The organism is Annamia dubia NIES-4383 (assembly GCF_055394725.1).
This window is the reverse complement of the sequence record NZ_AP025630.1, coordinates 2,679,885-2,701,841: the sequence shown is the minus strand read 5'-3', so window position 1 is coordinate 2,701,841 and position 21,957 is coordinate 2,679,885. Positions and strand designations below refer to the sequence as shown.

Sequence of the window (21,957 nt, the reverse complement as noted above, 5' to 3'; positions counted from 1 at the left end):
CGATTTTATTTTCTGCCAAAATCGGCGGGAATTTGTCCATAATTGGCCGTATCCCATTTAATAATTTTATTTTGATAACGGTTATTTTCTAACCAAAATAAAGCCCGATTAATTAAATCAAAAATTTCTTGATTATCTTCAGTTTCTATTAAGTTAGTGGTAACTTTTTGCCGTTTTACCCAGTTAATTGCAATTTTTGAATCGGAATAAATAGGAATAGTTGAATTTTTAGTTTTAAGATAGGCTAAACCGTGAACGATCGCTAAAAATTCACCAATATTATTAGTACCATTAGGGATGGGTTTTTTCTGAAAAATAATTTCACCTGTGGCTAAATGTACTCCTCGATATTCTACTAAACCCGGATTTCCTAAACAAGAAGCATCTACACAAATACTATCTAAAATTATGTCATCTGTCCATAAATTAGGATTAATTATTTTAGTATTTTGTTCTTGTTGATGAAAAGTATTTTTAAATTGTTCAGCACTTAAATTAAAAGCTTTTTCGGCTTCAGTTAAAGTTTTAAATGATTTATATAAAGCACCTTTAAAGCCGTTAACTTGTGCTTGACAGTCTGGCCAATTAGTAAAAATTCCCGTTTTTTTTCCTTTTAAAACAACGTAATATTTTGACATAGATTTGGTTATTTTTTATTCTTTATTTGTTCATTATCAATTATCAGTTATCAATTGTCAATTATTAACTTATTCTTCCTAATAAATTTTGTTTTTTAATCATCACAGGAAAATTACTAATAATAGTAGAACAATTTTGAATAAAATGAGAAGTCCATTGTTTAAAAGTAATCAATTCTTGAGGAGTAATTTCTTGATTTGAATTACCACTTACGGTAATCTGTCCTTTAGTATTCATTTGAAATTGTTGTGACAAAGAATCATTACCTTGAGTTGATTGAAAATAATTTTTGGTTAATGTAGCACCTAAATAACGCATACTTAATTTAGAAATTCGATTAAATACAATTTGTAATTCTTCTAAAGTAATTGGTTCATTTTCTCCAAAAATACGCACATTTTCTTCCGCCGCTTCAAGGGGTAATGGCTCATCAAAAAGATTAACCGTTTCTTGATCTTCTTCATTTCTTGTTTCTTCAATTAATTGCGCTCTTGAAGCAGTAGCAAAGTTAATTTTTTCCTTAATTTCTGTTTCTATTTCCGTTGCTTCAAGGGGAATAAAATCTAAGTTTAATTCCTTTATTTCTGTTATTTGCGTTGTTATTTCTTCTGTTTCTTCTCGATAGGGCAGAAAATCTAAATCTAATGTCATAGTTTGAACCTCATTATTTTCCGGTTCAATTGCTTGATTAATTTCCCTTGTGTCAATGGTTATTTCTTCTTCATCTTGAGCAAAATTAAAATTAAAATTAAAGTCAAAATTAATCTTTCCATCTACATTAATATTAGAGTTAATTCCATCTTCTTCAGCCCCATCATCTAATTCAAATTTTTCTAAATCAGTATTAATTAATTCCATTAAAATTGAGGAAATTTGTTTTTCTGTATCTTCAATTTGTGCTTGACTATAACCTTGTTTCGAGGTCATAATTTTATACCATTTTAACAATACTTCAATTTTCCCTATTTTTTGTGTTAACTCTAAATTAACAGAACCAATTATTTCTAACCAAGCTTTAATCTCACTTGATTTTTCTATCATAATATTTTTTTGCTGTTTAAATGCTTGTTTTAAAGAAGCATTTTTCAGACAAATTTGACTAATAAGATCGTAATTATTCGGATTGAGAGAATTAGTATTATCCATAATTTTATCTGTCTTGAAAATTATTAATATTTTAGCTTTGAAAATTAGTTAAGATATTTTAACTAATTTTTTCCTGATCCTGTTTTACCCTTTAGTATACATATTGATCAGTGCAAGATCAATAAAAAAATAAATCTTAATTGTTAATCTAATTGTTAATCTATATTAACAATAATTTCCCTTAATATTAAGTTTCGTTATTTTTTCTTGATCTTTAGGAATAATTAAGCTTTGATGTTTAATGATAGGCTCAACTAATAATTATCTTAAAGTTTAAGCTTTGATGGTAATTTCGTCAATTTACTTGAGGATCAATCTCTAGGCCGATTTGACTTAAATTTTACTTAAAATTTTGCTTAAAAGTTAAGAACTGTAAAAACAACTACTCCTTTGAACAGTCAATTAGCTCTAACAAACAATCAGTAATATAATTGATCTTGAGATGAATGTTAATTTTGATTAACTAAACAGAAAATAGTCTTTAATTTTTGTTTTAAATTGTTTATTATCAATAATTAACAGTTTTTTTGTAGCTCAACTAGCTGATCAATCTTAAAATCTTCATTAGTTATTTATTATGAGGAATATTTATCAATGGTTTTAACTTCGCCTACTTCACCTACTAAGATCACCAGTCAAAATAAAACTTTTCCGAAAAAAGTAGAACATCGTTTAAGACAAAAATTTCCCACCAAACATAATCATTATTGCGTTGCTGATTTTTTTGATTTCGATCAGGAAAATGGCTCGATCGCCGACTGGAATGAGTCTCGTAATGTCTTAACCAGTGAAGATTTTATCATTGGTTTGATGCAGGGGCTAGAAGAAGAAGTGGGAAGTGCCTCCTCAGTCGTTTTATATAGTATTGGCGAGGCATGGGGTGTTAAAGATGCGGAGTTTTTCCGTCAATGGTTCAGAAAAGAATATCCCTATCGTCAAAAACTCAGTCAAACTAACTTACCCTATGTGTTAGAGGCGTGGTGGTGGCCTTTTACTACCCAAGGCTGGGGTAACTGGGATGTGGATATGACTGAACAAAAAAATGGTTTTATGTTTGTCAATATTTTTGATAGCGCGATCGCCCGAACTTTAGGCAACGTGGGGAAACCCGTTTGTCACCTTTATGCTGGTTTATTTGCCGGATTTTTTAGCGATCTAGTGCAAAAACCCCTCAACTGTATTGAGATCCAATGTTACGCTATGGGGGAAACCTACTGTAAATTTTTGTTAGGGAAACAGGATCGCATTGATGCGGCCACCTTCTGGCAAAATGAAGGCGCTACCTCCAAAGATATTCAAAAACGCCTGTTAAATGGAGAATATTTAGCATGAGTCAAGTTTTAGACTGGCGCTGTTTCACCGTTGAGGATTTTTTCACTCAACACAACTGGACTGGAATTAAACAGCCTCAGTTATCCTCTATATCCTCAGAAGTGAAACAACCAGAGGTTAGGGTTTCGCCTCAAGTTGTTGCGACCCCAACCCTTGAGGAAAAACAAGCCCCTCAAGCACGGATCAAGCCCCTAGAGGAAACAAAAACTCAACCCCAAAAACCCAAGAAAGCTAAAACTGTTCCTTGGCAATGTTTATCGGTGGAAGACTTTTTCCACCAAAATAATTGGTCAGGCCGACTGAAACAGTTGAATTTTCAGGCGGTGGTAGACCTTAATTCTTTAGGGTCACAAGAAATTGAAATCGGAGAAAATCTTGAAGATAATTTACATAATATATCTGAAATTAAAGCTCAAACTTTAATTAACACTCAAGAAATGATTACTGCTGAAACTCCCTTAACATCTGTTGAAAAAAGCCCCGTGTTAACCGCTACGGCCATCAGTAATCAACCTTTTTCTTTAACTTTATCAGTTCAAGATTTTTGGGCGGCCTTTGACTGGCAAGGAAAACCTGCGATCGCAGTCTTACCCCAGAGTAAAACCAAAAAAGCAAATTCTTCTCAAGAAGAAGAATTTACCCTTGATGATTTATCCCAATTATTTTAAAGATAGCTGATAGCTAAAGTTTAAATTATAGAAACATTAATTAATCAAATAAAAAGTCATTAAGTATTATGCACAAAGACTTAACAATTTTATTCCACCGAGCCGAAGATCACTATCTATGTGATGGTGAAATTATTTGTTTAAGACATTTTAGTAAACGCTTAAAACACAGTTTAAAAGTATATGAAATTTTAAGGGAAAATGAGTTAAAAATTTTTCAAAGCGTGGCCGATCGCTTAGTCAATGCCTTTCCCCAAGAAAGCGAAAAAGTGCTAGAAGAAGCGATCAAACATTGGTTAGCAATTATGCGTTATTGTGCCATGGCCTTATTATTAAATAGTCCTGAATATTTAGATTATCATATTTTAGAATGGTTAACCGATCAGGTGAAAGCTCATCAAATGCAAACCGTTGAAATGAGACTTTATAAATTATTAAAAAGAGAATTAGAAAGCTTTTTACCTGCTCAAGAATATGATGTTTTATTACCCTTTTTAGAACAGGTAAAAAATACCCTTTTCTCCTCAGAAAAAGCCAAACAACCAGAATTAGTTACTTAATTTTAAGTAATAAGTAATAAGTAATAAGTAATAAATTAATATTTATCGCTAATAGCTAACCAATAACTAATAAATTATGATTTCTGTTGCAAATTTAGTTAATGACTCTCGCCGTTTAGGTAATTTTTTCTCACCTGACGCTTATCTCCAAGGAGACGTGGAAACTGGCTTATTAGAAAGTCGGGGTGGAGCTAGACTTTTGGCGTTACCAGAGGCTTTATTACAGGGTTTATATAATGGTTTAATCAATGAAGTAGGGCAGGCCGCAGGGGTGGTATTATTCAAATGTGGTAGTCATTGGGGCAAACATTTTTATCGCCGTTTTGGTGAAGAAATTAGTCAATATTACCAAAAACCGATCGCCCAAATGGAAATGATCGAGTTTTTACAATGTTTAAAACAGTCTTGGAAAACTCATGGTTGGGGGATTATTGACTTTAATTTCGATCAGTATGACAAGGGTTTTATGGTGGCAAAAATTAAAAATTCGCCTTTTGATGAAGTTACCCCTGATGATGATCTAACGATGGGTTTTGCTGAGGCCGGCATTTTGAGTGCTTTTTTCAGTTTACTAACGGGGCGTAACCTTCATTGTGTGCAAACTTCCCATCAAACCCCCGATCTGCCTTGGAATTATTTTGTGATCGGTTTGGAAGAAAGAATTAAACCTGCACAAGCATGGCGATCAGAAGGGCAAGATCATGATACAATTATGGAAAGATTAAGTAATAATCAGCCAATTAATCAATAAAAGGGAGAATAAAAAAGTGCCAAAAATCGTTAAATTAGATCCTGTTAATCTGGATGTAGCCATTAAAACTAACGATAATTTACTTTCGGGAATGATTAAACAGGAGTTAAACATCCTGAGAGAATGCGGAGGAAGGGGACGTTGTGCCACTTGTCACGTTTTTATTAAAGAGGGAATGGAGGCTTTATCCCCTATTTCCCGAAGGGAACAGAGGACTTTAGAGGTAATTACCACTTGTCGCACTAATTCCCGTTTAGCTTGTCAAGCAAGGGTTTTAGGTGAAGGTGTTACCGTTGAACTTCCGGGGGGGATGTATTTATCTCAAGTTGACGATGTGGAGTCTTTAATCGGTAGACGCGCCCAGCAAAATATCCTCCATCCCATTTATGGAACGATTTTAGTTGAGGAAGGCAAGTTAATCACTCGGACAATGATCTCTCAACTTCAAGATACTCAAGGTAAAGTTCGTGAGTTTTTAGCTAATACTGAAAACGCCTAAACAGTGAACATTTAGCAATAACCAATAATTATTTTTAGGAGATAAAACCATGTTAAAACAATTGGCACAATTAAGTTTAGAAGCAGAAGGGCGTTATGCAACGGCCGATGAATTGGACTTTTTAAAAGTTTATCTTAATTCGATCGAAGATCGCATTAGTGCTTATAAAAAAGTGCGAGAGTTAGAAGAACGCATTATTTATCGAGTGGAAATGGCAAAAAGAGCGCTTCCTGAAGATATGTTTCATCTTGGCTCAAGGGATATTACTTGGATTTGTAGATATGATTTAATTATGGTGGTTAGATGTATTGCGGCGGCCATGTTATTTAGTGATTTAGATCGCTTAAGAGAGGGTATGTTAATCTGGTATGAAACAATTGTGAGAGCCTTTGCTTATAAGGAATATACCCAGAAAACTTATCAAATTTTACAAGATGTGGTTAATGAATTTTTTGAACCTGAACACGCTAAATTATTAATGCCAGGTTTACAATTAACCCATAGTATTTTAGCTAATTAATTATTTTTCATTGGTCATTATTGAGTTAATTATTAATTTTAAGTTTAATTTTTTTTAGGTAAAATTATGGAAAGTTCAACCGAAACTACTAACAATAATCCCGTTTCTCAATCTAAAACTAAAGGTTATGATACTTTAGAAATTGTGGAGTTGGCTTCAATTATTCTGGCGATCGGTGGCTCGGTTGCTTCTGTGATTATTAATCAATTTGCCATTGCTTCTTTACCGATTTCTGCTTCTTTAGCTCTTAACTTTTATAATCGTAAAAGATTAGTTGAACAAGGGGATCAAAATATTAATGGTAAGTTAATTCAACTAGCTCAATATAGTAAGAATAAGTTAGATTATCTAACAGAAAATATTGAAGAAGTTGATAATCAATTGACCAAAAATCATGAACTTCTTTCTCAAAAGTTACAGCAATTACAAGAAGAAACAATTATTCCTTTAACTTTAGAAAGTAGTCAAAATAAAGAAACTTTAGCTGTAGTTACTCAAGATCTTAATGATATTAAACAATTAAGTATTGAAGAATTACTAGAAAGGGGTCAATTAATTCAAGATAATAACCAAAATAAAAACCAAATTAATTATTTACGAGATCAACTTCAAGAAATTCAAAAATTCACGATCGCCGAATTAATTGAACAAAGTAAAGCCCATCAACAAAATTTACAAAGTTTATCCGTTAAATTACAAGAAGTTCAACAAACAGCTTTAACTGAATTATCAAAACAAAGTCAAAATCAACAACAAAATTTACAAAAATTAGCCAGTCAATTATCTCAAGTTAATGAGTTAACTTCTCATTTAAAACAAGATACCCAACAACTTCATGAATATACAAAAAACATGGATTCTAAACATCACGAATTAGCCGAAGTTGTAGAATGTCTTAAAGAAATTGAAACAAAAACTCAAACGATTAAACTTGAAGACAAAGCCGCAGATTCTTACTTTGATTTAGGCCTCAATCATGAACGTTTAGGGGATTATCAAGTAGCAATTAATGATCATACTGAAGCTATTAAAATCAATCCCTGTTTTGCTAAAGCTTATTATCATCGAGCAGTTTTACGCCAAAAAATCGGCGATCGCCAAGGCGCTTTAGATGATTTAAGAGAATCGGCCAAACATTATTTTGAACAGGGCGATATTCCCAATTATCAAAAAGCCAGAGACTTAATGAAAGAAATTCATCATATTGGCGGAAAAGCCGAAGAAAGAGCGCCTAATGTGGCAGTAAGTGGTTTATTTGAATAAATTTAAAGTTAAAATGTTAAGATCAAAAGTCGGAGATTTTTTAAATCCCCGACTTGATCTAACTAATTTTTAAGTTGTTTAAAATTAAGGTATGATCAAAATAAATATATATTTTGTAATCATCTATCAATGAATTTTTCTCAAATTAAACAAAAAATTAATCATACATTAAACTTTTTTGATAAGTTAAGAATCGTTATTTCTCTAATTATTTCCATACCTTTAATTTGGTTAACTTTAAATCTTCCAAAAACCGAAATTCGAGATCAAGCAGGTTTTATCTTTGAACAAAATTTTTGGTTTTGGTTACATGATCATATTCCTAGTTGGTTCGGTCAAATATTAGCTTTTTTATACAATATTGGAGACAAAGAAATTTCCGCTTTTATTGTAGCAGGAACTCTATCTTTTTTACTTTGGAAAAATCGTTGGTTAGATAGTTTTTTCCTTGCCATTTCATCAGGAGGAGTCTTAATTTTAGTAGATAAAATACTTAAACCCCACATTGGCAGAATGCGGCCTCCCTATTTTTATCCACCATACGGTAATGTTCCAGACATTATCGGTTTATCTTTTCCCAGTGGTCATGCTACGGGCAATTTTACTTTATATTTAGTCTTATCAACTCTTTTAACCCGACAATTTCCACAATATCAGATTTTAATTTATAGTTTAACTTTTACCTTTATTTTAGGAATGGGTTTAGGTAGTCTTTATTTAGGAGTACATTGGCCTACAGATATAATAGGAGGCTATGGAATTGGTTTTATTTGGTTTACAATTTGTTTAACATTAATTAAATTATTTTTTCAGAAAAATAAATCTAACTAAATTAAGATTAACTATCAACAATCAACTATTAACTTATCACATTTTGATAGGAGATTTCAATTGTTAAAAAAACCAATAGCCAGATCATTGGCCAAAACTAATTCTAGCCTTTTCAACAATTTCCACTGTCACAACATTATCTTCAGTTTGACGCGCAATTTCTTCAATCATTTTACGCGCTTGAGTTCGAGCAAAAAAAGGAACATTTTTAAATTTAAGTTTGGCTTCTGGAGTCCAACGTAAAACCCCAGTATGATTAAGATTATCCATAATTACTTTACCTTAAACTTTTATTTATTGTTATTATAACTTATGGTAGTATTGTCTAGTAAAAGTTTTGGCTTGTAGCCAAATATCTTCTACTGGATTTTGTTCGGGAGCATTAGGAGCAAATTTATGACAAGTAATTAACCATTCTTCTTCTATCTAATAAATCTTGATTGATTATCGTTAAATATTCCCTAAATTCTTTTGAGTTATGATACGTTGCTCCATCCCAAAATATTGCTAATCTTTTTCCTTTTCTTAAGGAGAATAAATATTTGAGAAACTTAATCGTATTTTCCGTATTTCCACTTTCATTTTTTCCAAATCTCTAATTTTTCACTGATTTCTTTTTGTTTAGCTTCGACTAATTCGTCATTTTTAGCTGGATTATTTTCGCTTCTTTGAGCAAACTATAATAACTTTGATTGGATTTATAAATAATCTTATATTCTCGCTCTAAATAAATTTTTAAATCAGATAATCTTATACCATTTACAAAAAGTAAGTTCAGGGTTAGTATAGGAATAGATTAACAGGAGCAATAGTATGTCAGGAATATCAAAAATAGAAGTAATTGAATCAGCAGATACACTAAAAAATCTCATGAAACAACAAAAAACAGCTTTGAATTTTGCCAAAGTTCAAGCTTTATATCTTTGGAAAATTCAAGTGGCTGAAACGATCAGATACTTAGCGGTAATGATGGGACGTAGTGAGAGAACAATTTACGAATGGTTTCACTTATATAAGACGGAAGGATTAGACGCATTATTACAAGAACATAATTTCAGTAGATGGAAAAGTTTTGAAGAAGCTGGATCAAGCAACAATTTGGTAACATTGAATACAAAAATCAAGAGAAATACAATAAGTAAAACTTATCTTAATTAAAAACTTTGATTCAGCCTTCAGTTAAATAAATTAGATCAATTACTTCATATAATTTATCAACAGCTGATCTTAGAAAAGATAGCATTTGTTTAAAAGTGAATAAATGACCTAAAATTAATCGCCCACCACGTCTAGGAATACTTATTTTTCGCCAAAGTAAATTAACCCAAATGTTAACCAATACAAAGGATATTCCTATAAATAATAAGCGAATTATTGGCTTTTTATTAGTCGTTTTGATTCGACAAATATTCTTGATTCTATAGCTTGTTTCTATTCCAAATCTTAAACGGTAATCTTCATAGATACTATGTAAACTTATTGCTGGTTTATATACAACATAAGCAAAATATTTTCTCTCTTTTTTCTTTCCTTTTCTCGAAATATACTTACAGACTATCCATAAATCAAAAGTAACATAATCATCGTCACTTTTTCCCATTCTATAGGTCGTTTTATAACTTTTTTTCCCTTTCAAAAATTGTTTAATTCCACCTGTTTTTCCTGTTTTTATTGCCGGAATCATAAAAGGAATTTTTAAGGCTTTTCTTCTTCTGATGGTTCACCATAATAAGGAATTAAATTTAAGTCAATAGCTAATTTTAATTTCCCTTGAATAATCCTTGGTAAAACTTGACTTTTTAAAGCTAAATTAACTTGTGACTCTAAGGTTTCAAACTTATTAAATTTATCTAAATGATAACGAATATTTCTACCTGAAGGACAATTCTTTAACGTTTTAGAAGTATTTTCAATACTATCATTATTACTAGCGGCTCTTACTAATAACTGAAATAAATCTTTCTTGCTAAAAGCACCTTGGTTATTGATCTCAATGTGATTGATTAAACAATCAATCGTTTGGTTTAATGTTTCTTCCTGTGTAATTAAAATGGGCTGACTATTTTTCAAAATTGTCCTTTATTCTTCTTTGATATTCTCGTCAAGATATTAACATTTTTAGGGCTATTTGTGGTTATTTTTTTGCTTTTGAATATTTTTTTGTATTAGATAATTTTTTCTTATCACATTCCTCTTTGTTAGTACATATATCTTGACAAACTTTTTAATAATCGCTAGTTTTTCGTGTTCCGATCAATCCTAAATAAAAACTTTTCCATCTACTGATCGTATTGACAGAATTAATAAAGCCTGTGCAGAAGTTTATCAAGCAGTTAAAGTATTTTATGACAAGGGGATGTACCCAACAGAACAGAAAATTGCATCTTTTCTAAACCAAGAGGGTATTTTCAGAGATAAAGAAGTTCGTGTTGCTTTTCATCAAATTATAAAAAAACTTCATCTCGAACCATAATCTTGCCTCAACGGCAAAGTTATGATATGAGTAAAGTTACACTTTGGAAAACCCTGAAAGGGTTGTATAGTAATGGGGGTGGAGAGACTTGAACTCTCACGACCTTATAAGGGTCAACGGATTTTAAGTCCGCAGCGTCTACCATTCCGCCACACCCCCGTTTCTGAGTAAAATTTTATTTACTTTTGTTTAGTGAAGTTTTGACATTTATTTTGTTTCGTTTTCACTGTTAGTGATATTAACACAGGTCAAAAGAAAAAGCAAGGGGTTTGACAAAATTTTTTGAAATTTTTTTCTTTTTTCTCAAATTTAGGGCTTTTCCCCCTAGAAAGCGGTAAAATGATCTTGTTGTTTTTTTGGTTTATTTGTGATGATGTTAGATTTTCAAACTCTGGTGGTGGGGGCTTTATATCTTATTTTGAGTGGTCTCTATCTTGTGGTTATTCCGGGGGGTCTCTATCTTTATCTACAAAAACGCTGGTATGTGGCCAGTTCCGTTGAAAGATTTATTATGTATTTCTTTGTTTTCTTTTTCTTCCCTGGGATGATTTTATTGAGTCCTTTTCTTAATTTAAACCCTAAGCGTAGAGATGCTAAGGCTTAAATAAGTCATATTTTTAAATAAATTATTAAAAAATTAGTTATTTGTGATGTTTAACTTTTATCTATTTGTGATTATTAAACAAAACAATTAACTAATTTTTAGAATGGTGTTTTAATTTAGTTCGGGTGCTTTTAGGGAAACAAAGGTTGAATTTTCTGTGGGTAATTCGGCTTGTTTGATCAGACTGGGAACTGCATTTCTTAAGACGGTTGTTAATTGATGGGTAGTGGCATCATAAATTTGGGTGACAATTTTTGGATATAAACCGACTCCGATAATTGGTATTAATAAACAGGCAATAATAAATACTTCCCTTGGCTCGGCATCTATTAAGGCGTATTTCTTGGTTAATTCTTGATTTTCCTGTCCGTAGAGAATTTCCCTTAACATGGAGAGTAAATAAATCGGCGTTAAAATCACTCCCACGGCGGCTAAAACAATGACAATTACTTTAAAAGTGGGGTTATAAGCGTCACTGGTGGCAAAACCGACAAAGACCATTAATTCTGCCACAAAACCACTCATTCCGGGTAAAGCTAAGGAGGCCATGGAGCAAGTTGTCCACATGGCAAAAATTTTCTTCATCTGTTTACCTACTCCCCCCATTTCATCTAACATGAGGGTATGGGTGCGATCGTAGGTTGCTCCCACCATAAAGAATAAACTAGCACCAATTAAACCGTGAGAGATCATCTGTAAGAGCGCTCCGCTTGTACCTAAGTCGGTAAAAGAGGCGATCCCGATCACCACAAAACCCATGTGGGAAATAGATGAATAGGCAATTTTGCGTTTTAAGTTCCGTTGGGCAAAGGAGGTTAAAGCGGCGTAAACAATGTTAACTACCCCTAGAATGATTAAAGCGGGGGCAAAAACCGCATGGGCATGGGGTAACATTCCCGCATTCATTCTAAATAGGGCATAACCTCCCATTTTTAAGAGGATCCCCGCTAGTAACATATGGGCAGGGGCGGTAGCTTCACCATGTGCATCTGGTAGCCATGTATGGAAGGGAAAAATTGGTAATTTTACGGCATAAGCAACAAAAAATCCGGCATAGAGTAATAATTCTAAGTTGATCGGATAATCTTTTTGTGCCAATAGTTGCATATCAAAGGTGATCTGATCACCATAAAAGGCCATGGTTAAACCGGCTACTAAGATAAAGAGAGAACTTCCGGCGGTGTAGAGAATGAATTTTGTGGCGGCATAGAGACGTTTTTTTCCTCCCCAAATGGACAGAATTAAATACACGGGTACTAATTCCAATTCCCAGACAAGGAAAAAGAGTAAAATATCTTGTACGGCAAAGACGGCGATCTGCCCTCCATACATTAATAACATTAAAAAGTAGAAAAATTTAGGCTTAAAGGTGACAGGCCAGGCCGCCATGATAGCTAAAGTGGTAATAAAGCCTGTTAAGAGGATCAGGGGCATGGATAACCCATCAGCCCCTACTGACCAGTTTAAATCCATTTGGGGAATCCAAGGATAACTTTCTGCTAGTTGCATCCCACTGGCTTTAAGATCATAGCCTGTAATAAATGCGTAGATAATGAGGATAAAGTCAATTAAGGCAATGATCAATGAATACCAACGCACCGTTTTTCCATCCTGATCAGGAATGATCGGAATAAATAAAGCGGCAATAATTGGAAAAAGGATAATTATTGTTAACCAAGGTAAGTTAGTTAAATTCATGTTGTTGTTTTCTAAATAGTAATTTTGAACTATATAACCAATAAATGCTTTTAAGATTAAGGATACCTATTTTAGTTTTGTTTGTGTCACCTACAATCTTGTAATGTAAGCAAAATCAAACAAATCAAACAACATTTATAGCAGAGATTGTTAGAAATGATCATTAAATCATAACAATTTGTTAAGATTTGTATAAATATTTAGAGCGAAAGCACAACCACAAACCTTTTTATTAAGTTCTTAATTTATGATTCAATATTCAATTGTGATTCCGATTTATAATAGACTTGTTGCAAATTAAATATGTGTATATCTGAAAGCCTTGTTACAGAGGGATCGATTGTGGCAAAAAAGCTATTTGGCAATAAGTCTAGTTAATTTTTTTATTATTTATTAAATAAGATTAATCTTAAATAAAATATAAAATATGAATAATCAAATTATTGTATTAATTAAAAAATCTTGGCACAATCATCTATTAACTTGGCTTCTAATTATTAGTAGTCTGATTTTATTTTTTTGTAGCAGTTTGCGTCACTATCTTTTTCAATCTAACGCCCTTGATTTAGCTCTATTTGATCAATGGATCTACTTGACCAGTCAAGGATTACCTCCTATTTCATCTTTTTTTGGTTTTCACATGATCGGAGATCATGCGGCTTTTATTCTTTATTTTATTGCTATTTTATATAAAATTTATCCCCATGTTTATTGGTTATTTATCATTCAAGCGATCGCTCTTTCTTTAGGGAGTTTACCCATTTTTGCCCTGAGTAAACAAATCGGTTTATCAACAGATTATGCCAAAACAATTGTTATTTGTTATTTACTTTATCCCGCTTTATTTAATATTAATTTTTTTACCGATTTTCGTCCAGAAGCCATGGCCATCCCTTGTTTTTTATGGGCAATATGGGCGGCCATAGAAAGAAAAACAGGGCAATTTATTTTAGCCATTATTTTAGTCTTAAGTTGTAAAGAAATTTTAAGTTTAAATATTATTGCTTTAGGAATATGGTTATTATTAATTCAAAAAAGAAAAATTTATGGTTTTCTATCTATTTTGATCGGCACTTTTTGGTATTTAATAACAATAGGTTATCTTGTACCAATGCTTAGACAAGGACAAGCCGGAGGAGTGGTTTTCTTTGCATCTTTAGGTAATTCACCATCAGAAATTATCTTTAATATTCTACAAAATCCTAGTTTAATTATTAACAAATTCTTTTTACCTGATACATTATTTTATTATTTTTTATTAATTTTACCAGTAATTTTTGGTTTACATTGGCGACAAGCTTTAATAATTATACCAGCCTTACCATCATTCTTATTAAATATAATTTCTGATTATTTTGCCCAAAGAGATTTAGTTCACCATTATTCTTTAATTATTTTTCCCCTGATAATTGTTTGGTTATCACATTCGATTTATTATTATCAACAAAATCATCAACGAAAATGGTTAAATAGAAAATTTTTGATCACATGGTCTATTATCGCTTTTTTATTATTAGGAAAATATGAATTTTTTGTAAATAGATATTTATCCAGTGTTCCTTATCTTTCATCACTTTACAATGCAGTGGAATTAGTAACAACTAAAGAAAGTGTTTTAACAACTTCAAGAGTGGCTCCCCACTTAAGTCATAGGGAAATTATTAAATTAACTAATGTAAACCTTGAAAATACACAAATTAAACCAGAAGATTTTAAATATATTTTATTAGATCAGAATCAGAATAAGAATGAATTTGATCCCAATTTAATTAATGATCTGAAAAATAAATCCTCTTTTGATTTAATTTATGACCAAGATAATATCTTTTTATTCGTCAAAAAATAAACAAATTTTAGGTGAATATCTTGGTAGAATCTATGATAAAGTAAAACAACGCCCTATTTATAAGGTAAAAAAAGTTGTTGGTTTTGATTTCTCTAACAAAAATATTAATAATTAAATTAACTAACTATTTAATAAAATGTCAATTGTTAATTTTTTAATCTTCTATTTGATAATGAATTTTGACATTTTGGGTAAATTTTAAGGGAATTTGTAAGGGTTGTTGTTGAAAATTTAATTCTTCTAAACTTTCTAATAAGGCTTTTTGTAAAATAATTTCTTCTTCATAGGATAACATGATTTGAAAATAATCATTTAATTGTTGTTCTTGATTTTTATTTAATTCATGTTTTAAAAATAAATCGGTTAATTTCCGAATGGATATTAACCTTTTTAATTGATTGGTTGAGGTTAAATTTTTTAATAAATTTTCAAAATTTTCCTGATTTTTTAATTTTTGTTGACTGGTATTTTGCCATAATAATAAACCGGCAATTACTAAGGTAATTAAACCTTGTAAAATAACTCCTGTGGCTAACCAACGGTTATCAGAAGTTAACCAAATTGTGAGAATTAAATAAACTAAAAACGCACTTAAACCACCTATTCCAACGGAACTAATGAAGCGAGTATTAAGATTATTAAAGTTATGAAACTTAGTTAATAAATTGGTATAATAATGTTGCCAATTCCATTCTTGAAAGAGATAGGTTAAGGCCATCATTCCTATACCCACTGAAGTGGCAAGTAATAAAGTCCAATTCCATAAAAATAAACCGATAATTACAGTGAGATAAAATAGTGTATATATTTTACGCCGAAAAGTTTTAGAACGCCATTTTTGAGAGGTCAATATTTGTTTTAATTGGCGTTGATATTTGGTTTTAAATTGTCTTAAAAATTGATTTTTCATTTTATTTTTTTCTCAATTACGGTTTTTTTATCAGTTGACAATTGACAATTGACAATTTAATTAATTGCTATCAAAATAATTTCAGACTTTGATTATATCATAAAATGTGTTTATTTTAATTAAATTTTTTCACTCAAGGCCGTGAAAGCAAAAATAGTTCTTTTTTGATCGTCAAAATTGTGTGGAGATGTTCCATTAAATGTCTCTACAGAATTTATTTAATTATTAATTACTTCAGTAAAATTAAATTGCCGTTGTTGATCTAATTCTTTAATTTTATTTTTTGCTTGATAAAATTCTTTCATATAATAACTAAAATTGTTTTCATCTTTTTGGGGATCAAGACTTTTCCATTTTTCTAAACAATAATTACTATATTTTTCATAAGTTATTCTTTCTAAAGTAGCGATCGCCGATCTAATTATTAAATTAATTCTGTTTAAATCTTTTTCATTAAATTCATTTAGAAAAAATAAATGATTGAGTAAATTTAATTGTTCAGGAAATGACATTAAATGCTCTTGTAATAAGTCGTAAAGTTGATTATCATAATCAGCATGATCAAGATTAAATTGTAGTTCAATTTGATTAATTTGTTGCCATAAAAAGCGATAATGGGATAAGCTAAATAATAAATCTTTTTGTTCTAAATAATCAACAATTTCTTGACGATATTCGGGACAATGTAAATAAATTACTAATAACAAACTTTCGGCATTTTTTAATAAAATGTTTTCATCTTTGCCATTTAAAAGATTAAATTTTGATTGAGTTTGACTATTTTTTAAAATAGGTTTTTTTAAATTTTGATTAATATTTTCTATATATAAATTAATTAAACGTGATTCCCCTTGACTTAAAATTTCTGCACAATAACGTATATAATAAGTTCTTTGATGGGGATTTTCTAATTTATTTAAAATATTCATAATTTCTTGAAAAGCAATAGAAAATTGATCGGCTTGTTTTAAGTTTTTACTATTAATAATTTGTTCAATTTCCCAATCTAACCATAAGGGGGCTTTCGTTAACGCTGTTTGATAATTTTCCACTGCGAAGGGAGCAGATTTTAAAAATTCATCCGCATCTTTACCCCCCGGTAAGTTTAAAATTCTTAAGTTTATTTGCCCTGTATAAATTAATTTTTCAATCTCAGAAATTGCCCTTTTTGTAGCATTAATTCCGGCTTGATCCGCATCAAAATTTAAAATTATTTGCTTTGATTCTGTATATTTTAATAATACTTTAATTTGATTTTCACTTAAGGCCGTACCTAAAGAGGCAACTGTTTGATTTATTCCCGCAATATGCAAAGCGATTGCATCAAAATAACCCTCAACAATAACCACTTGATCATTTTTTTGAATGGCATTTTTAGCTTTATCTAAGCAAAATAAAGTTCTACCTTTATCAAATAAAATAGTATCAGGTGAGTTTAAATATTTAGGTTCTTGATCATCTAAACTGCGCCCCCCAAAAGCAATAATTTTACCCTGAGAATTATGGATCGGAATCATTAATCTATGACGGAAATAATCATAATAACCGTTACCATTTTTTCTAGGTTTAATTAACCCTGCTTTTTCCACTAGGGCAAGGGGATAAGCCTTTTGTTCAACTAAATAATGATATAATGTTTCCCAGCCTGAAGGGGCATAACCTAATTCAAATTTTTGGATATTTTCCTGCGTTAATTTTCTAGTTTCTTTTAAATAATCTAAGGCTATTTTACCCTCATTTTGTCTTAAGGCGTGTTGAAAAAAACTGTTAGCAATGGCCACTATTTCAAAAAGTTGATCTTTTTCCGTTATTTGTCTTTGTAATTCTTGTTTTTTTTCTGGTTCTAAAGTTTTGATGGGAACTTGATACCTTTTCGCTAATTCTAAGACAACTTCTGCAAAAGATTGTTTATTAATTTCCATTAAAAATTTAATCCCATTACCCCCTGCACCACAACCAAAACAATGATAAAATTGTTTACTGGGATTAACCGAAAAACTAGGGGATTTTTCATTATGAAAAGGGCAAAGGCCTTGATAATTTCTCCCCCGTTTTTTTAAAACTACATATTCTGAGATGATGTCAACAATATCAACTCGGTTTTTTACTTCTTCAATGGTGTCAGGATGTAATAAAATTGTCATAATTAAGTAATAATTGATTATTGTTGATTGGTTACATCAAATTGATTAATCGTCAAATGTTGATCGGTAATAACTGTTGGTAAATCTGTTAAATTATCCGTTTCTTGATCTAATTTTTGATCGGGAGAATCCTTTGATTCAAAATAACCATAATTCAAAAATTCTTGAGTAGGTAAATCTGTTAAATTATGATCGGGAGGAATCTCGGTTTTTGCAGAAGGAATATCAGAAATTGAGGGCATTTTAGTTGAAACTTTATTACTAGATAAAGCTAATTTTTCTTGATTAATTCCCTGTTTAAGAGAAGTTAAACGAGGATTTTTGTGTAAACTTGTTTGTCTTTTTTGTTGATATTCTCGTAAATCTTTTAACACTTCTTTGGCCGTTTGATAACGCTGACGAAAATCTCGACAAATCATTTTATTAATAATAGCAATAAATTGGGGATCCACTTCTCCTTCTATATTTTCTTGCCATAATAATTCATCTGTTTGTGCATTTTTATCAATCAAAGAAGGATGTAATAAAGTTAAAGATTGAATGGCTATCATTCCCAAAGCATAAATATCACTATTATAACGTGGACTTCCGGCGGATTGTTCCGGCGGAGTATAGCCTTTTGTGCCGATCGCAATGGTAAATTTTTTCTGTTCATCTGTCAATCTCAATTCTTGGGTAATCTGTTGAGAAAGTTCTTTCACCGTACCAAAATCAATTAAAACTAATTTATCATCACTACGACGACGAATCACATTAGGAGGCTTAATATCTCTATGAATTACCCCTTGACGTTGCATAAAATCTAAAACTGGCAATAAATCCTCTAAAATTCCCATTGTTCTTGATTCAGATAAATCTAAAAATCTCGCTAATTCTTTACTTAATGGCTCACCTATAATTAATTCTTGAATTAAATAAAACTCCTGCCCATCATCAAAATAAGCTAATAGTTGAGGGATTTGATCATGAGTGCCTAATTTTTCTAAAACCTGCGCTTCACTCACAAACATCCTTTTCGCTAACTCCCAATGTTTGGGATTATCAGTCATGGGCTGTAACTGCTTAACTACACATTCCGGTTCGCCCGGCCGCTGTAAGTCTTTGGCGATATAGGTTTTTCCAAACCCACCCTCACTTAATGGTTTAAAAATTTGATAACGTCCTCCTAATTTTCTATTTAATATTTCTTTTTCTTTTTCCTCTAATAAATCTTGTAAATCATCTTGATGTGCAATAATTTCTTGTACAATTGGTGAAGAAGCATAAGTTTTAAAGGTTTGACGTAAATCTAACCAATTTAAGACTTCTTGTAATGCTCCATAAATACCATATACTATCCCTACGATTAAAACTCCTAATACGGGGGTAGCCATTGGTAACAAAACGTAAGCAATCACAAAGCTCAAATAACTCACAATAATCCAAATAGAAGCGATGATCAGAGCAATTTTTAAACGAGTCCACCAACGTCTACGCCACAAAAATAATAAACCAGTGATCATAATTTGCCCAAAAGTAAATATTCCTCTTAACGGGGGAGATTTAATCCCTTTAGTGAAGGCGGTTTGTTGTTTTAAAGAAGCAATAACATTAGCATGAACTTCAATTCCGGGCATTTTTTCATCCATTGGGGTACGGTGAAAATCTTGACTAGCCACATTGGTAGGCCCGATTAAAATAATTTTATCTTTAAAATATGCACCATTTTGATAGAAATTAGCCCAAGCTTGTGGATCTAATAAATCAATAAAAGAAATATGCTCAAAAGTCTTACTTTTACCATAAAAATTAATAAAAGTATGATCATTTATTATTACTGGAAGATTACTCGCTTGTAAAATTGCGGAGGGAAAAGATGGAAAAGTCCCCATAAACTCTAAGGTTTTTGCAAAATCTGGATTATCTTTTATCAAATTTTTAAGATATTGTTCAGGTAATTGATGTATCCTACCATCGGCCTCTAAAGCATAATTAATCAGGCCAATGGACATTAATGAAGAAGTTATATTTTGATGGGGCTGGGCGATGCGAATTAAATCACCCGTGCGAATTTCTCTTTCTTCTTCATAAATGGCGGCTAAGGTAATTTTATCGCCATAAGTTTCTAAGACTTTTAATAATTTTTGATCATCTTGTTCACCATAAAGGCTAGGGCTATCAAAAATCAAATCTATTCCCACTGATAAAGCCCCACTATCCAATAATTTTTTAATGACTTGGGCATAAACTTCCCTTTGCCATGGCCAACTGTGTAACCCCTTTAAATAAGCTAATTGTTGAGATTTTTCTAGTTGAGAATCTACCGTTCCCTGTTGCAAAGAGTTATCATCAATGGCAATAATCACAATATCATCAGGAGGTTTAATCTTTCCTCTGATTTTAAAAAATAAAGTTTGACCTTGATTTTCCAGCCATTGAATCGGTTTAAGATCAGTTGTCGTAGCGATCGCCAGAGTCAGACTCCAAATAAAAACGAAAATTTGTCCTAAAGTTCTATTTTTTAAGCGTTGATTTTTTAATTTTCGCTTTAAATTGCCTTTTTGATCTTGAACAGTGGGGGAATTAATATTAGAGTTAGTCATAATCCCAATGTGTAAATATTAAGTAGTAATGTATTTATAATTCATAATTTTTGATTGCAGTCAGTCTATTTTTTGCACCAGTCAAGGCAGAAGTAAAATATTAAATCCTTAATTTTATTTGTTAATTGTTATTACTTTCCCAAGACTGATCAAGCTTAAAATTGTTAATTTCTATCATAACTATAAAGATTAATCATTAAGATTGGTCAAGAATTGTTTGTAAAGTTTTGTAAAATGAAAAGTCAACAATTGTCAATTATCAGTTGATAATTACGATCTTTCTCAATTATGACTAATGAAATCATTATTTTTTGTTAAAAAACTATTTTCTGTTCTTAAATCTCGATTTTCCCGTTTATTTTTAGCCACTTTCTTGAGTGCGATCTTAATTAATTATTCTTTAGTTAGTTTTTCCTCTCCTGAGCCTGAAGTAAGGGGCATTTGGTTAACAACTAATGATACAAATATTTTACTTGATCAACCAAAATTAAAAGAAGCGATCGCTCAATTATCGGAATTAAATTTTAATACCATTTATCCCGTAGTTTGGAACTCTGGTTATGCTTTATATCCCAGTAAAGTGACCCAACAAGCAGGGATACAGCCCTTTATACATCAAGGTTTTCAAGGACAAGATCCCCTCGCAGATTTGATTTATAACGCCCATCAAAAAAACTTATTAGTATTAGGATGGTTTGAATTTGGGTTTATGACCCCCCAAGCCTCAGAATTGGCTCTGAAACATCCTGACTGGTTAACTCAAAAAAGGGATGGAAGTCAAACCACTATCAGTGCGGCAGGGGAAGTAGTTTGGTTAAATCCTTTTCATCCTCAAGTTCAAAACTTTCTCACTTCTTTAGTGATGGAAGTCATGGATTTATATAGAATAGATGGGATTCAATTTGATGATCATTTCAGTTTACCAAGCGAATTAGGCTACGATCCCTATACCATTAATTTATATCAACAAGAGACCAAAAAATTACCCCCAGAAAATTATCATGATCCCACATGGGTAAAATGGAGGGCGGATCGCATTACCGCTTATGTGAGCCAATTGCGTCAAAAAATTAGAAATAAAAACCCTCGCGCTATTTTTTCCATTTCTCCAAATCCTTATGATACAGCTTATTTAAGTTCTTTACAAGATTGGTTAACATGGTTAAGACAGGATTTAATTGATGAATTAATTGTTCAAGTTTATCGTCCAGATCTTAATAGTTTTATTCAACAATTAGAGAAACCAGAAATAGTAGAAGCCAAAAGCAAAATCCCCACCAGTGTAGGTGTTTTAACTGGATTAAGAAATAATCTAGTTGACATTGATTTGATTGAAGATAAAGTTTTTGTGGCTCAACAAAATGGTTTAGGAGTTTCTTTCTTTTATTATGGAAGTTTATTAAATTATTCTGAATCTTTAGAAGAAAGAAAACAGAAAATTTTAGAATTTTTCCCAGAGCAATCTTTGAGAAAATTATAAATTAACTGTTA

General features: G+C 31.3%; 21 protein-coding genes and 1 tRNA gene. 12 read left to right on the top strand and 10 right to left on the bottom strand.

Annotation, left to right across the window (positions count from 1 at the left end; genetic code table 11):
* Positions 1-5: 5 nt before the first annotated feature.
* Together Anndu_RS12170 and Anndu_RS12165 are read right to left on the bottom strand one after the other, a co-directional pair.
* The gene (locus Anndu_RS12170; protein ID WP_464101459.1) at positions 6-638 is read right to left on the bottom strand and encodes a ribonuclease H1 domain-containing protein; all 633 of its coding nucleotides are present in this window, start codon (positions 636-638) and stop codon (positions 6-8) included.
* A gap of 64 nt (positions 639-702) precedes the next feature.
* Positions 703-1,785 (bottom strand): hypothetical protein, encoded by a 1,083-nt coding sequence (locus Anndu_RS12165; protein WP_464101458.1) that lies wholly within the window; start codon positions 1,783-1,785, stop codon positions 703-705.
* Positions 1,786-2,379: 594 nt separating this feature from the next.
* Between Anndu_RS12165 and Anndu_RS12160 the strand changes: the two genes are divergently transcribed.
* The 8 genes from Anndu_RS12160 to Anndu_RS12125 all read left to right on the top strand — a co-directional run bounded on the left by Anndu_RS12160 (position 2,380) and on the right by Anndu_RS12125 (position 8,209).
* Entirely contained in the window at positions 2,380-3,117 is a 738-nt protein-coding gene (locus Anndu_RS12160; RefSeq protein WP_464101457.1) for a V4R domain-containing protein, read from the top strand.
* Positions 3,114-3,785, top strand: coding sequence for a hypothetical protein (locus tag Anndu_RS12155; RefSeq protein WP_464101456.1), 672 nt, complete (start codon positions 3,114-3,116; stop codon positions 3,783-3,785). The genes Anndu_RS12160 and Anndu_RS12155 overlap by 4 nt, the downstream gene beginning before the upstream one ends.
* Positions 3,786-3,853: 68 nt before the next feature.
* Positions 3,854-4,345: a globin family protein gene (locus tag Anndu_RS12150; protein WP_464101455.1), complete on the top strand. Its 492-nt coding sequence runs from the start codon at positions 3,854-3,856 to the stop codon at positions 4,343-4,345.
* A gap of 76 nt (positions 4,346-4,421) precedes the next feature.
* Positions 4,422-5,096 carry a 4-vinyl reductase gene (locus tag Anndu_RS12145; RefSeq protein WP_464101454.1) on the top strand — a complete coding sequence of 225 codons (675 nt, stop codon included), beginning with the start codon at positions 4,422-4,424 and terminating at the stop codon, positions 5,094-5,096.
* Positions 5,097-5,112: 16 nt separating this feature from the next.
* Positions 5,113-5,595 carry a 2Fe-2S iron-sulfur cluster-binding protein gene (locus tag Anndu_RS12140; RefSeq protein ID WP_464101453.1) on the top strand — a complete coding sequence of 161 codons (483 nt, stop codon included), beginning with the start codon at positions 5,113-5,115 and terminating at the stop codon, positions 5,593-5,595.
* A 49-nt stretch (positions 5,596-5,644) separates the two neighbouring features.
* Positions 5,645-6,115: an allophycocyanin gene (locus Anndu_RS12135; RefSeq protein ID WP_464101452.1), complete on the top strand. Its 471-nt coding sequence runs from the start codon at positions 5,645-5,647 to the stop codon at positions 6,113-6,115.
* 66 nt (positions 6,116-6,181) lie between these two features.
* Complete coding sequence (locus Anndu_RS12130; protein ID WP_464101451.1) at positions 6,182-7,378, top strand: tetratricopeptide repeat protein; 1,197 nt, start codon at positions 6,182-6,184, stop codon at positions 7,376-7,378.
* A gap of 129 nt (positions 7,379-7,507) precedes the next feature.
* Positions 7,508-8,209, top strand: a complete 702-nt coding sequence (locus Anndu_RS12125; RefSeq protein ID WP_464101450.1) for a phosphatase PAP2 family protein — start codon at positions 7,508-7,510, stop codon at positions 8,207-8,209.
* 84 nt (positions 8,210-8,293) lie between these two features.
* Here Anndu_RS12125 and Anndu_RS12120 read toward each other — a convergent pair whose 3' ends face one another.
* Positions 8,294-8,479: a PCP reductase family protein gene (locus tag Anndu_RS12120; RefSeq protein ID WP_464101449.1), complete on the bottom strand. Its 186-nt coding sequence runs from the start codon at positions 8,477-8,479 to the stop codon at positions 8,294-8,296.
* Positions 8,480-9,022: 543 nt separating this feature from the next.
* On the opposite strand from Anndu_RS12120, the gene Anndu_RS12115 reads away from it, so the two are divergent.
* Positions 9,023-9,367 carry a helix-turn-helix domain-containing protein gene (locus tag Anndu_RS12115; RefSeq protein ID WP_464101448.1) on the top strand — a complete coding sequence of 115 codons (345 nt, stop codon included), beginning with the start codon at positions 9,023-9,025 and terminating at the stop codon, positions 9,365-9,367.
* Between the two features lie 10 nt (positions 9,368-9,377).
* Here the strand turns inward: Anndu_RS12115 and Anndu_RS12110 are convergent, their stop codons facing one another.
* The 3 genes from Anndu_RS12110 to Anndu_RS12100 form a co-directional block, all read right to left on the bottom strand.
* Positions 9,378-9,893: a hypothetical protein gene (locus tag Anndu_RS12110; protein WP_464101447.1), complete on the bottom strand. Its 516-nt coding sequence runs from the start codon at positions 9,891-9,893 to the stop codon at positions 9,378-9,380.
* A gap of 11 nt (positions 9,894-9,904) precedes the next feature.
* The gene (locus Anndu_RS12105; protein WP_464101446.1) at positions 9,905-10,279 is read right to left on the bottom strand and encodes a hypothetical protein; all 375 of its coding nucleotides are present in this window, start codon (positions 10,277-10,279) and stop codon (positions 9,905-9,907) included.
* Positions 10,280-10,755: 476 nt separating this feature from the next.
* Positions 10,756-10,841, bottom strand: a tRNA-Leu gene (locus tag Anndu_RS12100).
* A 211-nt stretch (positions 10,842-11,052) separates the two neighbouring features.
* On the opposite strand from Anndu_RS12100, the gene ndhL reads away from it, so the two are divergent.
* On the top strand, positions 11,053-11,286 hold the full coding sequence (gene ndhL, locus Anndu_RS12095; RefSeq protein ID WP_464101445.1) for an NAD(P)H-quinone oxidoreductase subunit L: 234 nt from the start codon (positions 11,053-11,055) through the stop codon (positions 11,284-11,286).
* Positions 11,287-11,397: 111 nt separating this feature from the next.
* On the opposite strand, the gene Anndu_RS12090 is transcribed toward ndhL, so the two are convergent.
* The gene (locus Anndu_RS12090; RefSeq protein WP_464101444.1) at positions 11,398-12,984 is read right to left on the bottom strand and encodes an NAD(P)H-quinone oxidoreductase subunit 4; all 1,587 of its coding nucleotides are present in this window, start codon (positions 12,982-12,984) and stop codon (positions 11,398-11,400) included.
* Between the two features lie 427 nt (positions 12,985-13,411).
* On the opposite strand from Anndu_RS12090, the gene Anndu_RS12085 reads away from it, so the two are divergent.
* Positions 13,412-14,830 carry a DUF2079 domain-containing protein gene (locus Anndu_RS12085; protein WP_464101443.1) on the top strand — a complete coding sequence of 473 codons (1,419 nt, stop codon included), beginning with the start codon at positions 13,412-13,414 and terminating at the stop codon, positions 14,828-14,830.
* Positions 14,831-14,984: 154 nt separating this feature from the next.
* Here the strand turns inward: Anndu_RS12085 and Anndu_RS12080 are convergent, their stop codons facing one another.
* The 3 genes from Anndu_RS12080 to Anndu_RS12070 all read right to left on the bottom strand — a co-directional run bounded on the left by Anndu_RS12080 (position 14,985) and on the right by Anndu_RS12070 (position 20,466).
* Positions 14,985-15,740 carry a hypothetical protein gene (locus Anndu_RS12080; protein ID WP_464101442.1) on the bottom strand — a complete coding sequence of 252 codons (756 nt, stop codon included), beginning with the start codon at positions 15,738-15,740 and terminating at the stop codon, positions 14,985-14,987.
* Positions 15,741-15,958: 218 nt separating this feature from the next.
* The gene (gene dnaG, locus Anndu_RS12075; protein WP_464101441.1) at positions 15,959-17,884 is read right to left on the bottom strand and encodes a DNA primase; all 1,926 of its coding nucleotides are present in this window, start codon (positions 17,882-17,884) and stop codon (positions 15,959-15,961) included.
* A 17-nt stretch (positions 17,885-17,901) separates the two neighbouring features.
* A complete protein-coding gene (locus tag Anndu_RS12070; protein WP_464101440.1) occupies positions 17,902-20,466 on the bottom strand; it encodes a CHASE2 domain-containing protein in 2,565 nt (854 codons plus the stop codon).
* A gap of 295 nt (positions 20,467-20,761) precedes the next feature.
* Between Anndu_RS12070 and Anndu_RS12065 the strand changes: the two genes are divergently transcribed.
* Positions 20,762-21,946, top strand: coding sequence for a family 10 glycosylhydrolase (locus Anndu_RS12065; protein ID WP_464101439.1), 1,185 nt, complete (start codon positions 20,762-20,764; stop codon positions 21,944-21,946).
* The last annotated feature ends 11 nt before the right edge of the window (positions 21,947-21,957 follow it).

Bases quoted from the DNA above. Each gene is read 5' to 3' on its own strand.
- Anndu_RS12130 (WP_464101451.1), top strand. From the start codon at position 6,182: ATGGAAAGTTCAACCGAAACTACTAACAATAATCCCGTTTCTCAATCT.
- Anndu_RS12115 (WP_464101448.1), top strand. From the start codon at position 9,023: ATGTCAGGAATATCAAAAATAGAAGTAATTGAATCAGCAGATACACTA.
- Anndu_RS12065 (WP_464101439.1), top strand. From the start codon at position 20,762: ATGAAATCATTATTTTTTGTTAAAAAACTATTTTCTGTTCTTAAATCT.
- Anndu_RS12120 (WP_464101449.1), bottom strand. From the start codon at position 8,479: ATGGATAATCTTAATCATACTGGGGTTTTACGTTGGACTCCAGAAGCC.
- Anndu_RS12110 (WP_464101447.1), bottom strand. From the start codon at position 9,893: ATGATTCCGGCAATAAAAACAGGAAAAACAGGTGGAATTAAACAATTT.
- Anndu_RS12070 (WP_464101440.1), bottom strand. From the start codon at position 20,466: ATGACTAACTCTAATATTAATTCCCCCACTGTTCAAGATCAAAAAGGC.
- Anndu_RS12090 (WP_464101444.1), bottom strand. From the start codon at position 12,984: ATGAATTTAACTAACTTACCTTGGTTAACAATAATTATCCTTTTTCCA.
- Anndu_RS12125 (WP_464101450.1), top strand. From the start codon at position 7,508: ATGAATTTTTCTCAAATTAAACAAAAAATTAATCATACATTAAACTTT.
- ndhL (WP_464101445.1), top strand. From the start codon at position 11,053: ATGATGTTAGATTTTCAAACTCTGGTGGTGGGGGCTTTATATCTTATT.
- Anndu_RS12135 (WP_464101452.1), top strand. From the start codon at position 5,645: ATGTTAAAACAATTGGCACAATTAAGTTTAGAAGCAGAAGGGCGTTAT.
- Anndu_RS12170 (WP_464101459.1), bottom strand. From the start codon at position 638: ATGTCAAAATATTACGTTGTTTTAAAAGGAAAAAAAACGGGAATTTTT.
- Anndu_RS12160 (WP_464101457.1), top strand. From the start codon at position 2,380: ATGGTTTTAACTTCGCCTACTTCACCTACTAAGATCACCAGTCAAAAT.
- Anndu_RS12150 (WP_464101455.1), top strand. From the start codon at position 3,854: ATGCACAAAGACTTAACAATTTTATTCCACCGAGCCGAAGATCACTAT.
- Anndu_RS12145 (WP_464101454.1), top strand. From the start codon at position 4,422: ATGATTTCTGTTGCAAATTTAGTTAATGACTCTCGCCGTTTAGGTAAT.
- Anndu_RS12080 (WP_464101442.1), bottom strand. From the start codon at position 15,740: ATGAAAAATCAATTTTTAAGACAATTTAAAACCAAATATCAACGCCAA.
- dnaG (WP_464101441.1), bottom strand. From the start codon at position 17,884: ATGACAATTTTATTACATCCTGACACCATTGAAGAAGTAAAAAACCGA.
- Anndu_RS12085 (WP_464101443.1), top strand. From the start codon at position 13,412: ATGAATAATCAAATTATTGTATTAATTAAAAAATCTTGGCACAATCAT.
- Anndu_RS12155 (WP_464101456.1), top strand. From the start codon at position 3,114: ATGAGTCAAGTTTTAGACTGGCGCTGTTTCACCGTTGAGGATTTTTTC.
- Anndu_RS12165 (WP_464101458.1), bottom strand. From the start codon at position 1,785: ATGGATAATACTAATTCTCTCAATCCGAATAATTACGATCTTATTAGT.